Source organism: Moritella sp., assembly GCF_033791185.1.
Lineage (GTDB): Bacteria > Pseudomonadota > Gammaproteobacteria > Enterobacterales > Moritellaceae > Moritella.
Genome location: NZ_JASJHF010000186.1, coordinates 1 through 17439, shown reverse-complemented (window position 1 = coordinate 17439; position 17439 = coordinate 1). Strand labels below are relative to the sequence as shown.

Here is a 17439-nt window from a genome sequence, read left to right as displayed (position 1 = left end):
GAAAATATCTATTTCAAACTTTATTTCATAGTAACAAGAAAAATCATCATATAAGACCTCGAAGTCAGGGGTATAAAAATGCAATTCGCCGCTATACCAGTATTCATAAGAAAGTGGTTGAGCTTCATATTTTATTACGTCTTTATCGAATTCTAGGTAATAGCAAAAATCAGCCTCGAGTGGGCTTTCTGTTATAGTTGGAGACATATCTGATTTAGTAGAGGGGAACTTCGTTATACTTTTAGAAAGAAGGTTATTTAAATTTCTTTTGGTAGGGGTTCTTCTGCGCATCATGATGTTCTCCTCAGTACTAGAAGTATAGTACTGAGAAGTAAAACGTGCCACCTTATGCTTTACTGTGACACCTTATGCTATATGTATGACAGCTTATGCTTTAAACAACATTAGCTATCGCTAAGCATATCACCTTTATCTTCTAACCAAGTGCGGCGATCAGATGAACGTTTTTTAGCTAACAACATATCCATCATTGCGAATGTCTCATCGGCATTGTCAATGGTTAAACGCACTAAACGGCGGGTATTTGGATCCATCGTGGTTTCACGCAATTGCAGTGGGTTCATTTCACCCAGCCCTTTAAAGCGCTGCACGTTAACCTTACCGCGTTTTTTCTCGGCTGCAATACGGTCAATAATACCGTTTTTCTCTGCTTCATCTAACGCATAAAACACTTCTTTACCGATATCGATGCGGTATAGCGGTGGCATAGCCACAAACGCATGCCCCGCTTCAACCATGGCTCTAAAGTGTTGATAAAATAAAGCGCAAAGTAAGGTGGCAATATGCAGACCATCAGAATCGGCATCGGCTAAGATACAGATCTTGCCGTAACGTAAACCTGAAATATCATCCGAATCAGGGTCGATACCCAGCGCCACAGAAATATCATGCACCTCTTGTGAAGCCAGTACTTGCGAAGAATCTACTTCCCAGGTATTTAAGATCTTACCACGCAATGGCATGACCGCTTGGAACTCACGGTCACGGGCTTGTTTGGCAGAACCACCAGCAGAGTCACCTTCCACTAAAAAAAGTTCAGAGCGCATTGGGTCTTGACCAGAACAATCGGTTAATTTACCCGGCAATGCAGGGCCACTGGTAATACGTTTACGGGCAACTTTTTTGCTGGCGCGTAAGCGTTTTTGAGCGTTGTTAATACACAAATCAGCCAGCAATTCAGCTAGGTCGGTGTGTGAGTTTAACCATAATGAAAACGAATCTTTAACCACCCCTGAAACAAAGGCCGCACACTGACGTGATGACAGACGTTCTTTGGTTTGTCCGGCAAATTGTGGGTCTTGCATTTTAACCGACAAGATATAAGAGCAACGATCCCAGATATCATCGGGGGTTAACTTAACGCCACGTGGCAATAAGCTACGGAATTCACAGAACTCACGCATAGCATCGAGCAAACCCTGACGTAAACCGTTGACATGGGTACCACCAAGCGCCGTTGGGATCAAGTTAACATAACTTTCAGTCACCGATTCACCGCCTTCTGGTAACCAGATAACCGCCCAATCAGCCGCTTCGTTATTAGCAGAGAAACTGCCGACAAACGGTTGCTCAGGTAATGTAGGCCACTTATCCAATGACTCCATTAAGTAGTCTTCGAGGCCTTTTTCAAAACACCAAACATGTTTTTCTTTATTAACTTTATCGTCAAACTTGATATTTAAACCAGGGCAAAGTACTGCTTTAGCACGCAAGTTATGCATCAAGCGCTTAGACGAGAAATTACCAGAATCAAAATAACTCGCATCGGGCCAGAAATGTACCTTAGTACCCGTAGTACGTATCCCAATAGTGCCAATCACTTCTAACTCAGATACTTTTTCACCATTTTCAAAAGCAATTTGATAAATTTGCCCACCACGTCGAATGGTGATCTCAACCCGTTTCGATAATGCGTTTACCACCGAAATACCAACCCCGTGTAAACCACCCGAGAATTGATAACTATCGTTGGAGAATTTACCACCCGCATGTAACTTACATAAAATAAGCTCAACACCACTCACGCCTTCAACCGGGTGAATATCAACTGGCATACCACGACCATCATCACTCACTTCAAGCGACTGATCGGCATGTAAGGTAACGGTAATGTTCTGAGCATGACCAGCTAACGCTTCATCGACACTGTTATCGATAACTTCTTGGCCAAGGTGATTAGGGCGTACTGTGTCGGTATACATACCGGGTCTGCGGCGTACTGGTTCGAGACCATTTAGGACTTCAATCGAGCCCGCATTATATTCTTGAGTCATGAGTTTCTTTTATGCTGTTCGTTACATCTACTTGAATGCAAGAAAGGTTAAAATATCGCTAAGATAACGTTCAAATCCGATAAAGGCATGATCACCGCCCTGCTCTACCGTTAATTTTGCCGCATTATATTTTGCTGTTGCTTGCCTGTAGTCTAACACTTCATCATCGGTCTGTAATAGTGCCCAGATCGTTTCAGGGTGAACTAATGCCGGACAATCCAGCGCTCGTAGTTCATCAATGTGCTGTTCAGCAAGGGTAAATGTGTTTTCAGTATACGGATTAGTATTCTCACCTAAATAATCCACCAGCAACTCATACGGTTTAACTGCCGGATTGACAATGACCGCAGGACAGTGAAAGACTTGATTCACTTTCGTTGCATAATAACCGCCGAGTGAACTGCCAACGACCCCGAGCTGATAATCAGGATAACGAGCCACTATCGCCGCTATCTGCAACCACGCCTGTTGGGGGTAAGCAGATAGGTTAGGGATTTCGAGGCTTATCTCAGGGTGGTGCAAAGCAAGATAATCGGCCATTTGTTGTGCTTTAACCGATTTTGGTGAGCTATTAAAACCGTGCAAATAGAGCAGTAGCGTGGGAGCCATTTATTAACCTCAAGCAGAGTTTGTCTGTATCTAAGGGAGTTATAACACCGATGACATCGATAATTTCAATAAAATCGAGGCAAGGCTACCCTGATTATTAGTAACCTTTAGATTCAAGATCGGGATTAAAATCATTATTCGACAAACGCCAAACTTGACTATTGATCGACCCATCATTGTGCAGCTGTAAATAACGCCAACCCGGCGCGCGGGAATCAAGCGTAAACTCATCACAATGCGGTTTAAATTGGAAACAAGTCGATGGTGACGCCATAAAATGAATACCATCGTAGGTTTTATCAAGCTGTTGATGGACGTGTCCAAATAACACATGCTTGGCTTGTGGATGTTTCGCGAGTACCGCTAAAAATTCATCCGCATTGCGGAGAATATGTTGATCTAACCATTTGCACCCCACCGGATAGGTATTGTGATGCAATACCACTAGCGCATATTTATCTGAGTGCAGCGTCAGTTGCTCATCAAGCATAGCGAGTTGCTCTGGCGATAAATAACCGGCCGGAGAACCACTTAATTGCGAATCTAACAACACAATTTGCCAGTCACCCACAACTTTATATTTATCCGATAACACACCTTCCGCTTTTAATGCTTCGGCCATTAACGGAATATTGTCGTGATTACCTGGTAACCAATAACAAGGCTTATCGAGACGTTTAATATGCTGAGCAAAGAATTGATAAGAAGCAAGGGTATTGTCTTGAGAAATGTCGCCCGTAGCAAGCACAGCATCAAACGGTTGTTGATTCTGGAGAATGGCATCGATGACATGGCGATAACTCAATTGCGTTTGCACCCCAAGAAGATCTTTCTCAGCATTAGCAAACAAATGAGTATCCGTCACTTGCAATAAATTAATTACATTATGCTCTACAGCTAACTTAGAAATGTCCGCACCCACAATAATCTTTAACCCTTATCCTTATATGTTATCTACTAATGACGAATAATAAATAGTTACGCTAATTACAATTGCCAATCGACATACGATTACAAGATTACTTAGCTATTAGCATACCCTAATAAGACTCAATAAATCTGTTGACCAGCACACATTTCCACTATTCCAATCATCATAGATTCAAATGACTTAGCGTTGGAAAAGCTCAATCGGCTATTGTAGCGCTACAGCCAAGACTTTTGCAATGTTTCAAAATTCAATTGTAACCACTGGATACCAATAATAGTCGATGCGTTATTTATTCGCCCTGTTTGCACCATATTATAAGCAGTTTCGCGACTGACCACATGCACGCGAATATCTTCACCTTCACTTGCTAAACCATGAACACCGTGTGCTGTACTACTATCAACCTCACCAACATACAGATCAAGCGCTTCACTGGTACCGCCGGGACTGACAAAAAACTGCATAATAAAGTCACAGCGAGCAATAGTGACGCCCGCTTCTTCTAGGGCTTCTCGTTTGACGACTTCGGCAGAATCTTCGCCTTGTTTGTCTATCATACCAGCCACTAATTCAAGCAGCCAAGGTTGTGAACTCGATTCAATGGTTGGAATACGGATCTGCTCAATTAATACCACTTCATCACGTCTGGGATCATACGGAATGACCGCAGCAGCATTACCACGCTCAAATACCTCGCGGGTTATTTCACCACTCCAATCGCCAGAAAACAGCCTATGTTTAAAGCTATACGTGTTGATTTTAAAGAAACCGTTAAAAACCTGTTGTTTGTTTATGATCTCAATATCGCTAATATCATACTCAGATTGTATTTCTAAGTTTCGACTTTTCATTTACATCTCCTCAAATATACTGATAATAAAGACTTACGGTGAATACCATGTTTGCTGCTAGGGTTCAGGGATAATACCTAGTAAATATACTAATAATTTTATATCGACATTGATTCAGCGTTCAAAACTCGCGCATCGAGATAACACCTAGTATATTATTAAAGTAATCGAATCAATAACTATCACTTTTGGATAATTATTAATTTGACTAAGCAGTTATCACTATTTATTGTTATGCGAAATCATAACAGCAACGACTTACACTAAGGTAACCACTAATGAAGTTTAATAAAATTCTTCTAGCCTGCGGCCTAGCACTTTTTGCAAACTCAGCAAGTGCAGATAATTTACAACAAATATTTGAACAAGCGCTGACCAAAGACCCACTATATTTAGAAGCTCAAGCAAATCGAGATGCAGCACTAGAGAAAATTACTGAACAAGAAGCGTCAAACTTACCACAAATTGGCCTAAGTGCTGACCTAGGTTACGGTATTACGAGTGATTACAGAACTGATGGAAGCGCAAACGGTGATGCGTTAAAAGGTACTGTTGGTATTGCCCTAACCCAATCATTATATGAAGAAAGCAATTTCATTAATGTTAGCCAAGCGGCTAAACAAGCAGAACAAAGTGAACTTGCTGTTCAAGCAGAATTACAAAGTCTGATCTTACGTGTATCAAATGCGTACTTCAGCGTATTAACGGCCAACGATGCGCTAGAATTCTCTAACCGTAATAAAGATGCGGTAGAGCGTCAACTAGAACAAACAACTCAGCGTTATAATGTTGGTCTAACCGATAAAACTGACGTATTAGAAGCACAATCAACGTTTGATTTATCTGTAGCAGAAGTAATTAACGCTGAAAATACCCTAGCTAACAGCTACGAATCATTAACTGAGATCACGGGCTTAACCCATACTGATATTTCACCACTGAATACGGCTCGTTTTAGCCCGACAGAACCAGATGGTACGCGTAATGGCTGGTTAGATACTGCCAACAACCAAAACTTATCAATCCAGATCCAACGTATTGCCAAGCAAATCGCTGAAGGCAACGTCGATTTAGCCAGCTCAGCTGATAACATGTCATTAAATTTAGTCGCTAATGCAGGCGCACAATACACCGATTATGGCGATAAAAATAGCAATGGTGGCGCAGGCTTAGAAAACACAGTGTCTTCAGGTAACGTCGGGATCGAATTTAGCATGCCGCTATACACAGGTGGCGCGGTAACCTCAACAGAGAAACAAGCTGTTTACCAAGTAACGGCAAGCCAAGAGCAATTAACCAAAGCGAGTCGTGAAGTTCAAACTCAAATTCGTACTTTTTACAACAACGTAACTGCTGGATTAAGTTCTATTAAAGCGTACGAGCAAACAGTTAAATCGTCTGAAAGTGCATTAGAAGCAACAGAGGCTGGTTTTGGTGTTGGTACCCGTACAATTATTGACGTATTGAATGCAACGAAGAGCTTATACCAATCGAAGCAATCATTATCAGCATCACGTTATAACTACATCATTAGTATGTTACAGTTAAAACAAGCCGCTGGTACGTTGAACGCTGAAGATATTAATTTAGTAAATGCTGGATTAATAGCAACTAACTAAATTAATACTTACGACAGAATTAAAGGCGGCCCTCAGTGTCGCCTTTGCTATATCTGAAGCAGCACACACCAGTTAAAAACCTCCATTTAAGTATGATTATCAGTCAATTACAAAAGTGTAATGGATTAAAATTAATGAGATTTTCATGAAAAATAATAGCAACACCGATAAACCTATGGTCACCAAAGACAACACTAAATTTAAATTCAGTTTTCTGCACCCTAAAAATTGGCCATTACTGTTTGCTGCTACTCTGTTATGGTTTATATCTTTGTTACCGAACGCAGTACAAACCGTTCTGGGTCGCGCTTTAGGCCGTTTGGTAATGAAAATATTACCGTCACGTCTAAAAATAGCGCAGCAAAACCTGGCGCTCAGCTTTCCGGATAAATCAGATACTGAAATTAAAGCCCTAGCAAAAGAGAACTTTGAATACACGGGATTAGCGGTTATTGATACAGCCAATGCGTGGTTTTGGCCTGATTGGCGAATTAAGAAAAACATGGTTATCAAAGGTCAAGAGCACATCGACCAAGCCAAAGCAGATGGCAACGGTATGCTGATCCTTGGGGCGCACTTTTTATCGCTAGAAATATCGGCTCGTATTTTTGGCTTACTACGACCAGCCCATGCTATTTATCGTCCAAATAAAAGCCCATTGATGGAATATTTACAATGCCGTGGGCGCACGCTGTCAAATAAAGGTTTATTTGACCGTCGTGATATCAAAGGCATGTTACGAATTCTCGCTGAGGGTGAACCATTATGGTATGCCCCCGACCATGATTATGGCCGTCGCCGTAGCGTATTTGTGCCATTTTTCGCGGTTGAAAAAGCTTGTACGATCACTGCGACCACACTGTTTGCTTCCGGTGCGAATACCAAAACCTATCCAGTGTCTTCTTGTCGTTTACCTGATGGCCGCTACCAGTTAATTATTCGAGCACCATTAGAGAACTTCCCAACTGGTGACGAAGTTGAAGACGCAAAGCGCTGTAATCAAGAATGTGAAAAATCAATTTTAGAGCAAGTGCCACAATACATGTGGTTACATCGCCGCTTTAAAACGCGCCCAGAAGGTGAGCCGAGCTTATATAAATAATCGCCAGAGCAATGGAATAAAAACAGCGACCAATAAATAGAAAAATCCTATTGATAAAGGCAAGCTTCGCCAGCATCAATAGGATTTTTGCTTAATGACACGCTGTATTTAGCAAGAGGCTACAGCGCAAATAACTGTTGCCAATAATCCGTGACAACTTTACGTTGTGCCACAAACTGAGTATTGGCGACGATCCCCTTCTTACCTAATAAATTCAGGCGGTGGATGGCATCACGCATTTGGCAATAACTGGTTGTTAAGCTAGAGCCTAACTCTTCGGTCATTAAACCTTCAGCCACACAACGGCTAATAATGCGGACATTATCAGGCCACAGTTGGATCTTCGGCATCTGCGCTGCGTGATTTAATACAATGAACTGCATCATAAACTCGATATCAGTAATACCGCCTTCTGACTGCTTAATATCAAATTGTTCGGCGTTAACTTTTAACAAATGATCACGCATTTTCAAACGCATTTGCACTACTTGTTTTTTCAACTCGGCAGTATCACGAGGTTTGGCAATAATACTGCGCCTTACTTCCATAAAACGGTTTTGAATGAGCTTATCGCCATAAACAATACGGGTACGCACTAATGATTGATGCTCCCAGGTCCAAGCTTCGTTGCATTGATAATCTAAGAATCGTGATACCGGACAGGCCAGTACCCCTGAATTACCCGATGGGCGTAACCGCATATCCACTTCATACAAAATACCAGTACTGGTGCGAGTACTGAAGATATGAATAATACGTTGCGCTAAGCGCAAGTAGAACTGACGACTATCAATCATTTTTGCACCGTTAGTCATGCCTGCTGTTTCACAATTATGGATAAAGACTAAATCTAGATCCGAGCCATAACCTAACTCAATACCACCTAGCTTGCCATACGCTACCACCGCAAAACCTTTTTTACCGGTTTCAACGACATTGTGTGGCACACCATGCTTCTCTTCCAACTGTTGCCATGCCAGATTGACGACATTATCAATCACCGCTTCCGCTAACCATGTCAGGTGATCGCTCACTTTCATTAACGCTAATTCACCACCAATATCCGCGGCAGCAATACGTAACAATTGGGTTTGCTTAAACTGACGCAATGCTTCTAATTGTTGCTCTTGATCTTCTTCTGGAATGCGTAACATAAACTGGCGCAATTCACTGCGATACTCATGCAGTGGCGTCGGGTGGTATAAATGTGACGGCACCAATAATTCATCTAATAAGATTGGGTGACTCGCCAACTGTTTCGCCACCATCGAGCTAGCGCCACATAAGCGTAATAACTGAGTTAATGCTAAATCGTTTTCAGCTAACAATTCTAAATAAGCGGTACGATTTAAAATCTTGACTAACAAGGCAATAATACGCGGTAATAGCGCGACAGGATCATCGGCGTTAAGGATTGCAAACAGCAGTTTAGGCAATAATTTTTCAATTGTTTGTCGGCCCCGAGGCCCCACTGTTTTACGCTCATAATCAACTTTAAAATGATTTAAACCACGGGCAAAATGTTGCGCATCTTGCTCAGCCAAACCATATTCAGCCAGTAAAATGACCGCTTCGTCCGTTGATAGGTCTAAATGCCATAAATCTAGCGCAGGCTGTGACTCTGCGTTATCTTCGTCATCACCACCAATTACCTGACTAAATTCGCGATTGATCAGCACCATAACTTGATTGACATGGGTATAGAAACTATCCCAATCAGGATAACCTAACACGCTAATTAAGCGACTACGATCAAGTACTGACTGTGGCAAGGTTTGGGTTTGGCAATCATTGATTTGCTGGAGAATGTTTTCAACTTGGCGCAAGTAACAATAACTCTCGGTCAGCACGGTATAACTCTCGGTCGAGATCTCCCCCAGAGACTGTAATACTTTTAGGGTCGCTAACAGAGATTTAATTTGTAATACCGGCTCACGACCACCACGAATAAGCTGGAAGGTTTGAGCGACGAACTCCACTTCGCGGATGCCACCACTACCAAGCTTGATATTATCTTTTAAACCTTTACGGCGCACTTCTGCTTTAATCATGGCTTTCATATTACGCAGTGCATCAATAGCACTAAAATCCACATAACGGCGATAAATGAAGGGCCGTAACATCTGCTCTAATTCAACCCGAGTTTCCGCATTACCGCCCAAAGCTCGAGCCTTAACCATGGCATAACGCTCCCAGTCACGGCCTTGATTTTGATAATATTCTTCAAACGCATTAAAGCTCATAACTAAAGGACCCGAATCACCAAACGGGCGCAAGCGCATATCCACGCGGTAAGCAAAGCCATCGGCGGTGAATTGATGTAATGCCGCAATTAATCGCTGCCCTAGGCGTTGGAAAAATTTCTGATTAGCCACCGAGCGTCCGGCACCGACGGTCTCGCCGGTTTCTGGATAGGTAAAGATAAGATCAATATCAGAAGAGAAATTAAGTTCGCCACCACCGAGCTTGCCCATGGCTAAGATAACTAACTGCTGCTTCACACCGGCGTGATTAACCGGGGTGCCCTGCTCCTTACATTGCAGTTCATATAACCAATTCAGCGCACCTTCAATCAGACTGTCGGCCAGATGCGAAGTATGATTTAAACTTTCTGCTAACTGAGCATCTTGAAGCAATTCACGCCATGCAATAATGCACATATGAAAACGGCGGAACTGACGCACGGTGCGTAACAGTGCCGGTTCGGAATCACAAGCCGCTAACAGCTCTGCTAAATGCTCTTCGACTTGCGTAGTACGGGATGCTTGCGAGAGGAGTCCAGACTGCCAAATATCGTTAAGCAAACCGGGGTTGTTAATACAGCTTTCAGCAATAAAATCACTTAACGAAAACACCCGCTGGCTCAGTACTATTTGCTCGGCAGACAGCAGGCCTAAACCACACTCATTACGCTCACACCAACGCTGCCAGTAAATACTGCCAGTATCCGCTAATACATCAACAATTTGACATTCTGTACTCATAAACGACATCCATATAATTAAGGCTTGAGTTCCAATTAATTCAACAATTTATATCCGCTCTTTATATCAACAATGCACGTATAGACAGGCCATGCCTTACATGTTATTACTTAGCGATATTAATTTATTTAGTAAACTTACCATTTAGAGCAAGATTATGGCAGCTAAAATCGTAACAGAAGGACCCCTTTAATGTCTGTGTTTGAAACTATCTTATCGTCGGAGTTGTGGTTATTCTTATTTATCGACCTGATCATCGCTTTAGCATTGTTATCGGCAATGCGCTTTTTCACTGGGGCTGTCGACAACATAGATACCATTGATGAACTGGCCAAGCGCGACAATTTTGCTTTTGGTATCAGTTTAGCTGGCGCTACTTTTGCTTTAGGCATCGTGCTTTCTGGCGCTATTTCGGGAGAAAAAGCCGCCACCTTGCCATTAGAAATATTAGGCATGAGTCTTTATGGGCTCGCCGGATTGGTATTGATCAAACTGGGTCGTTGGATCCATGACCGTGTATCACTTAATCTGCTCGATAAAAATGCCGAAATTGCACAACGTAATGTCGCAGTTGCAATTGTCGATGCTTGCGCCTCCATTGCTACCGCAATTATTATTCGCTCAACACTAATCTGGGCTGAAGGTTTAGAGTTAATTACCTTTATCGCTATCTTTAGTGGTTTCCTCATTTCGCAAACGATTATGCTGCTAATGACTCGTTATCGTGAACACCGCTATTCACGCGGTAATCTGGGCACCACGATGCAGCAGGCTTTTAAAGATAATAATATTGCGGTGGCACTGCGCCACGGCGGTTATCTTATTGGTGTTGCGATCGCGGTAACGATTGCCAGCAACTATATCTATTATGATACCGCCAATCTGATGACCACATTAGGCTCGTGGATTCTATTTAGTTTGGTCATGCTGACCACATTTACTATCCTTGCTATCATTGCCAAAAAAATAATCTTGAATGGCGTGAATATTAATAAAGAAGTCGACTTGCAAAATAATGTCGGCGTCGCAGCAATGGACATGGCCATCAATTTATCAATCGCCTTCATCCTGATGGCATTATTAAGTTAATACTTTGGTGCTGATGCGAGTAACAACACAGGTTATAGTTTATTGATGACAATGAACTTTCAGACCGATTACTGGACCAAACAAAGCAATCGGCATATATAAAATATGATAAATAAAGAGCAAGTCGCTTGACATATTATGTCTCGAGGCTTAAAGTTAATCTCACTTAGACATAATATGTCAAAAAGGAACAAGATGAACATACATAAAATTGCAAATTATCTTAATGATCTTGGCGACAAGTCTGACACAGGTTATAAGTTTGACTGTACACCAATCTCTGGCGATGTTGATGTACTACGTGTCGATATTGAAGGTCGTGAAGAAATTCCAATTTTTGTTTCTGTCACTGATGAGCAAATTCTTTGCATTGCTTATTTATGGGGCGAAAACGAAGTTAAAACAGAAAAACGGGTCGAAATGCTAGAAGCGATGTTAGAGCTTAACATCCCAATGCCACTGTCATCATTCGCTAAAATTGATGATATGTATGTGGTATACGGCGCGTTATCAGTACAATCAACCATTGCCGATGTAGAGCATGAGTTAGTTGTACTAAGTGATAACAGTCTCGAAGTTATTACCGAATTATCAGATTATTTAGTTTAAGCCCTACTTCGAAGGAGAAGTTTATGAGCATTTTTAAGAAAATTATGACCGCTATCCGCGGTGGCGCCCGTGAAGTAGGTGAAGGTATTGTTGATGCAAACTCAATGCGTATCTTCGAACAAGAAATTCGCGACGCCGAAACCCATTTAACTAATGCGAAACGTAATTTAACCGACGTGATGGCGAAACAAATGCAATCAGGCCGTGAACTTGAACGTGTTAAAGCCAACTTAACTGAGCACGAAGGTTATGCAGTACAAGCGTTAAATGCCGGTAATGAAGCATTAGCACTCGAAGTCGCTGAAAAAATTGCGCAACTAGAGCAACAAGTTATCGAACAGCAGCAAAACCTAGATAGCTTCACCAGCAACGCCGCCAAATTAAAAGATTTAGTGAAGAGAAGCGAGCGTCAACTGGCGGATCATCAACGTCAATTAACCATGGTAAAAACCACGGATAGCGTACAAAAAGCAACCTCGGCGATCACTGATAACTTTAGCGCGAGCAATTCAAAACTGCTCAGTGCCAAAGATTCACTAGAGCGTATTAAGCAAAAACAACAAGACTTTGATGACCGCATGGTTGCCGCGGATGAATTACATGCCGAAGGCAGTGACCAATCATTAAAAGCAAAATTAGCTGAAGCCGGTATTGGCCAGCAACAAAGCAACGCGAACTCAGTATTAGAGCGTTTAAAAGCCAAGCAAAACAGCTAAGTTTAACGACTAATTAAATAGTCAGTTAATCCCCAATAGGAGCAGTCACTGTGGTAACACGTGCTGTTCCTATTTGTCATTCTGCGATACCTTAATCTTTAATCGTTTAGGAGCCATGATGAGTTTCTTCAAAAATTTATTTAAAAAATCTGCACCCGATACCCCAACCCGCGATCTCAATCATGTCAGTAAATTAATTCTCGGTGATATTATCGAATTTAGCGATAGCTTTACTTTACCGAGTGAAGTTCGCCGCCAAAAATTTGAAGTGATCGCAATCGAAACCCTGGAATTTGAACACCAACGCTATCCGCGCTTTAAACTGCAAGGCGAGCAGCAAACTTATGTGTGGTTATCGCTGCCTGGTCACGACCATAATAATTTCCAACTGAGTCTTGAATTAACCCGTGAAGAAGTCTCACAATTATTTGATTTAGAATTATTTAGTGATGTATTTGAAGATGGCTTCACTGAATTAAGCAGCGAACTGCCGGTATCACTCGGCGACTGGCATGCTGACCGTTATTACCAGAAAAATATGGCCACAGTCGGTTATCATCATCGCGCTGACTTTAGAAGTTCAGCCCCTTCGCAATATAGCGATGAAAATCCAGGCCGTCAGTTTGAGTTCTACCATTTACATGATGCTAAAGAAAACAAACTGCTCGATATTATGGTGCATAATAACGGCGATACTGACGTGTACTTGACCGTACAGCTTGGTAATGACAGTATTACCGGATACTGGCCAATAGCATAAACACAGTACAAGGCAGATTGAAAATGGTTAAATCACGTGAGTTGCCGGAAAAATGGCAATCGTCGCAAAAAGCGATGAAAGCTGTTCAAGTGGCATTTGATATGGATGAAAAAATCCAATACAAGATCCGAAAAGCGGCATTAGACAATAACTTAAGCCCGTCAGAACAGATCCGAGACATTCTTGGTTTAACCGTTAATAAACGGCCAAAAAGGCCGCGCCTAACTGTGTCGTTAAACAACCAAGATTATATTGAGCTGGCTGAAAAATATGGCTTACAACCAGAACAACAACTAGAAATTAAAAAATTAGTTATTGATGATCTAGTCAAGTTTTCGGAATAACCGAGCCAGCTAGCAACATCTACAGCAATCAGTGACATAACCTGTCACTGATTGTTTCCCACTGAACTATTCTTCCGTCCAATATGGGCGCATCGTCAATGCTTGCAGGCGAGTTTGTTCTAACGCATCTAATAATGACCTTTGTTTACGTATTAAGATCTTGTTTATTTGCGTTGCGATCGCTTCAGATTGCTGTGTTGCAACCCCCATCAGTATCTGTAATACCGCTAAATCATCAATGCCCTGGAGTATATCTAGCCAAGGTAAACGAAATTTATCACGACAATCCGCGGCATAATGGTGGCTAAAACAAAGGCCGATTAAGAGATTTTGTTTTAACTTCGCTTGTACGGCTAAATAGTCATCAGCACTCAGTACCGGAGCAGATAACACAGAGTCGAGCACGCTCTGCCAGCTTTTTTGTAAATGGATATTGGCAAACGCCAGTACGTTAGCGGTATCGAGCTTCACCCCACTGAGACCGTGGCTAAGTAATTGGCTCAGAGACAGCATAATACCGGCATATCTTGGGCTATTAAATAATCCGTCAATGGCAGTAAAATCAACAAAGCGATTTTGCAGCGCCTGTAATTCTTTAGTAATACGTTTGTGCTCAGGAAATTTAGCGATTAATTGGCTGTTATTAATCATTACCTGCTGTAATTGTGATGCACTGCCTACCGCAGATAACTGCTGTAATAACCAATCTAATTCAGTATGTTTAAAGTTAATCTCGGGTAAAATGTCGATATAACTTTGCAGCGTTTGTTGGATCAATGCTACCGCAGCTACAACTTCCACCAACGCGCTAATATCCTGCGTCTCTAAATACTGCTGTTCATGATGCTGCCAATGCGCATAACTTTGGGTTAGTGTGTTAACGAAGATATCCGCTAGACTTTCCGAATCCACAGCTGGCATCAGCAAGGTCAGCGGTTTAATTTTTGGCGTATATAAACCGGCTAGTTGGTAACCTCGCTTTGCCTTACTGACATTACCTAAACGAACATTGCCCAGTTGGCTAATTTGCTGCGCTAAAGTAAACAGATCATCCACCTCACCCCGCACGAGCTCAAGCTCAATTTCGCAAATAGGGTAACTTTGCTCACCACTACGTGCCATGCCTTGATCAAACACAACTTCAATTTCAGCCTTATTTGGCAGCTGGATAAGCCACATGGTGCGTTCAAAATCAGTAGTAAACAAATCCACTAAATCCGCTTGCAACTGGCCTATATCTGCACCGCTTGGCCAGATTTCCGCAGGGAAGTCAGCTAATGTCGGTACATCACCCTGTAGAGGGAGATTGTATTCCGGGCGCTGATGTAAACCACCACGAACAATACCAGCCGTTTTAATGGTTTGCTCGGCAAAATCTAAACTTTTACGTGTGCGTAAACCAAAGTCGAATTGACGAAATTGGGACGTCGTTGTATCAAAATAAGTATTAGATAAAGGCTTAATCGCCTGTTCTATAATCACGTAATCAGCTAATAATACTTCTAATTGTGACTTAACTTGTGGTTTCACAACAAATTTTATTTCAACTTCCGTACTCATCCGGCCTCGCTAGACTCATCAAGTATAAAAATAATGCGTAGATAAACCAATATATCCCGATATCCCGCACTTTAAGATACAAAATTTACCAATTATTTTAAAACCTGTCTAAGGTTAAATCTCCAATTAACAAATAAGATTCTCGCTTAAAAATAAAAAAATATTGATTTTGGTCTAATTCAATCGCTAATAAGGCAATTTTTATATTGCAAACTCGTGAGAGTTGTTTAACATTCCCGCCATCTTTAAAAGTGAACATCTTATTGTCACATACATGGATTATGGCTATGCCAGTAAATACTATTTTAGGACTTTTTGCGAAGTCGCCGATTACACCGTTACAAGAACACATCACGAAAGTGCATGAGACTTGTGAACTGTTAGTACCCTTCTTTGCTGCTACTGCAGTAAAAGACTGGGATAAAGCGGAAATGATCCGTCAGCAAATTTCTCAATGTGAAAAAGATGCTGACGTATTGAAACGTGAAATTCGCCTTAAGCTACCACGTGGTATCTTTATGCCTGTGGATCGTACCGATCTGCTAGACCTACTCACTCAGCAAGATAAAATCGCTAACCGTGCGAAAGATATTGCTGGCAGAGTCGTTGGTCGTAGCTTACAACTTCCAGCCGAAATTGCAGATGACTTCACTACTTATCTAAAACGTTGCATTGACGCAACAGCACAGGCTAAGAAAGCCATTAATGAACTAGATGAGTTAATTGAAACTGGCTTTAAAGGTCGCGAAGTCGATCTTGTTGAAAACATGATTAACGAACTTGATTGTATCGAAGATGATACTGATGCAATGCAGATCGTGTTACGTCAAAAATTACGTTCAATTGAAAATAACTACAATCCAATTGATGTTATGTTCCTTTACAAAATCTTAGAGTGGGTTGGCGGATTAGCAGACCAAGCCGAAACTGTTGGCGCCCGTCTCGAACTAATGCTAGCGCGTAATTAAGATCACTACAGGTATATAAATAATGGAAATCATTCAAGCATACGGCCCTATTTTACTGATCCTTGCAGCAGCTTTCGGCCTTTATATGGCATGGGGTATTGGTGCAAATGACGTTGCAAATGCAATGGGCACATCTGTTGGTACAAAATCATTAACAATCAAACAAGCAATCATTATTGCGATGATTTTTGAGTTTGCCGGGGCTTATTTAGCTGGCGGTGAAGTAACAGATACCGTACGTAAAGGTATTGTTGACCTTGCAGTCTTTAAAGAATCTAACCGTCCAGATGCCTTAGCATTTGGCATGATCTCGGCACTGCTTGCTGCAGGCACTTGGTTAATGATCGCGTCAGTATTTGGCTGGCCAGTATCAACCACGCACTCTATTGTTGGTGCAATCGTAGGTTTTGCTGTTGTCAGTGTTGGTCCAGAAGCCGTTCAATGGGGTAAAGCAGGTGGTATCGTTGGGAGTTGGGTGATAACCCCGATACTCTCCGGACTCATCGCTTATGTCACCTTTATGAGCATACAAAAGCTCATATTTGATACCAAAGACCCACTTGCGAATGCCAAACGTTATGTGCCGTTCTACATGGCTTTAACAACGTTTGTGATCGCGATGGTAACGATTAAGAAAGGTCTAAAACATGTTGGTTTACATTTAACCACGACGGAAGGCATAATCGCTTCAGCGCTAATCAGTTTACTCGTCGCTATTGCTGGTGCAATCTATATCAGTAAGCAAAAATATAGCCCAAGCAACGATAAAGATATGCATTTCTCAAATGTGGAGAAAGTATTTGGTATCTTAATGATTATCACCGCTTGTGCGATGGCATTTGCCCACGGTTCAAATGACGTAGCTAACGCGATCGGTCCACTAGCCGCAGTTGTATCTATCGTTGAACACGGTGGCGAAATTGCCGAGAAAGCTGAAATCACATGGTGGATCTTACCACTGGGTGGTTTAGGTATCGTCATTGGTCTAGCGACTATGGGTCAT

Annotated in this window: 15 protein-coding genes and 1 pseudogene; 9 read left to right on the top strand and 7 right to left on the bottom strand. The window is 41.9% G+C overall.

Annotated elements, in window-relative coordinates:
* The 5 genes and pseudogenes from QNK26_RS11225 to nudF form a co-directional block, all read right to left on the bottom strand.
* Positions 1-294, bottom strand: a pseudogene (locus QNK26_RS11225) (hypothetical protein); the annotation flags it as partial.
* Positions 295-404: 110 nt separating this feature from the next.
* On the bottom strand, positions 405-2294 hold the full coding sequence (parE, locus tag QNK26_RS11220; RefSeq protein ID WP_319222971.1) for a DNA topoisomerase IV subunit B: 1890 nt from the start codon (positions 2292-2294) through the stop codon (positions 405-407).
* Positions 2295-2321: 27 nt separating this feature from the next.
* Positions 2322-2903: an esterase YqiA gene (gene yqiA / locus QNK26_RS11215; protein ID WP_319222970.1), complete on the bottom strand. Its 582-nt coding sequence runs from the start codon at positions 2901-2903 to the stop codon at positions 2322-2324.
* Positions 2904-3000: 97 nt separating this feature from the next.
* Complete coding sequence (gene cpdA / locus QNK26_RS11210) at positions 3001-3825, bottom strand: 3',5'-cyclic-AMP phosphodiesterase (RefSeq protein WP_319222968.1); 825 nt, start codon at positions 3823-3825, stop codon at positions 3001-3003.
* A 224-nt stretch (positions 3826-4049) separates the two neighbouring features.
* On the bottom strand, positions 4050-4685 hold the full coding sequence (gene nudF / locus QNK26_RS11205; protein WP_319222967.1) for an ADP-ribose diphosphatase: 636 nt from the start codon (positions 4683-4685) through the stop codon (positions 4050-4052).
* A gap of 278 nt (positions 4686-4963) precedes the next feature.
* Here nudF and QNK26_RS11200 point away from each other — a divergent pair, with 278 nt between their 5' ends.
* Complete coding sequence (locus tag QNK26_RS11200; RefSeq protein WP_319222966.1) at positions 4964-6304, top strand: TolC family outer membrane protein; 1341 nt, start codon at positions 4964-4966, stop codon at positions 6302-6304.
* A 145-nt stretch (positions 6305-6449) separates the two neighbouring features.
* Positions 6450-7406: an LpxL/LpxP family Kdo(2)-lipid IV(A) lauroyl/palmitoleoyl acyltransferase gene (gene lpxL, locus QNK26_RS11195; RefSeq protein WP_319222965.1), complete on the top strand. Its 957-nt coding sequence runs from the start codon at positions 6450-6452 to the stop codon at positions 7404-7406.
* A 119-nt stretch (positions 7407-7525) separates the two neighbouring features.
* On the opposite strand, the gene glnE is transcribed toward lpxL, so the two are convergent.
* Positions 7526-10390: a bifunctional [glutamate--ammonia ligase]-adenylyl-L-tyrosine phosphorylase/[glutamate--ammonia-ligase] adenylyltransferase gene (gene glnE, locus QNK26_RS11190; RefSeq protein ID WP_319222964.1), complete on the bottom strand. Its 2865-nt coding sequence runs from the start codon at positions 10388-10390 to the stop codon at positions 7526-7528.
* A gap of 192 nt (positions 10391-10582) precedes the next feature.
* On the opposite strand from glnE, the gene QNK26_RS11185 reads away from it, so the two are divergent.
* The 5 genes from QNK26_RS11185 to QNK26_RS11165 all read left to right on the top strand — a co-directional run bounded on the left by QNK26_RS11185 (position 10583) and on the right by QNK26_RS11165 (position 13908).
* Positions 10583-11479, top strand: coding sequence for a DUF350 domain-containing protein (locus QNK26_RS11185; RefSeq protein WP_319222962.1), 897 nt, complete (start codon positions 10583-10585; stop codon positions 11477-11479).
* Positions 11480-11674: 195 nt separating this feature from the next.
* Positions 11675-12088, top strand: a complete 414-nt coding sequence (locus QNK26_RS11180; RefSeq protein WP_319222961.1) for a YjfI family protein — start codon at positions 11675-11677, stop codon at positions 12086-12088.
* A gap of 23 nt (positions 12089-12111) precedes the next feature.
* Positions 12112-12804, top strand: coding sequence for a PspA/IM30 family protein (locus tag QNK26_RS11175; RefSeq protein WP_319222959.1), 693 nt, complete (start codon positions 12112-12114; stop codon positions 12802-12804).
* Between the two features lie 118 nt (positions 12805-12922).
* A complete protein-coding gene (locus tag QNK26_RS11170) occupies positions 12923-13564 on the top strand; it encodes a hypothetical protein (RefSeq protein WP_319222958.1) in 642 nt (213 codons plus the stop codon).
* A 23-nt stretch (positions 13565-13587) separates the two neighbouring features.
* Positions 13588-13908 (top strand): hypothetical protein, encoded by a 321-nt coding sequence (locus QNK26_RS11165; RefSeq protein WP_319222956.1) that lies wholly within the window; start codon positions 13588-13590, stop codon positions 13906-13908.
* 66 nt (positions 13909-13974) lie between these two features.
* Here QNK26_RS11165 and QNK26_RS11160 read toward each other — a convergent pair whose 3' ends face one another.
* The gene (locus QNK26_RS11160; RefSeq protein ID WP_319222954.1) at positions 13975-15468 is read right to left on the bottom strand and encodes an inorganic triphosphatase; all 1494 of its coding nucleotides are present in this window, start codon (positions 15466-15468) and stop codon (positions 13975-13977) included.
* A 287-nt stretch (positions 15469-15755) separates the two neighbouring features.
* Between QNK26_RS11160 and QNK26_RS11155 the strand changes: the two genes are divergently transcribed.
* Positions 15756-16436 (top strand): TIGR00153 family protein, encoded by a 681-nt coding sequence (locus tag QNK26_RS11155; RefSeq protein WP_319222953.1) that lies wholly within the window; start codon positions 15756-15758, stop codon positions 16434-16436.
* 22 nt (positions 16437-16458) lie between these two features.
* Positions 16459-17439, top strand: a 981-nt coding sequence (locus QNK26_RS11150; RefSeq protein ID WP_319222952.1) for an inorganic phosphate transporter, incomplete at its 3' end; no start/stop codon positions are given.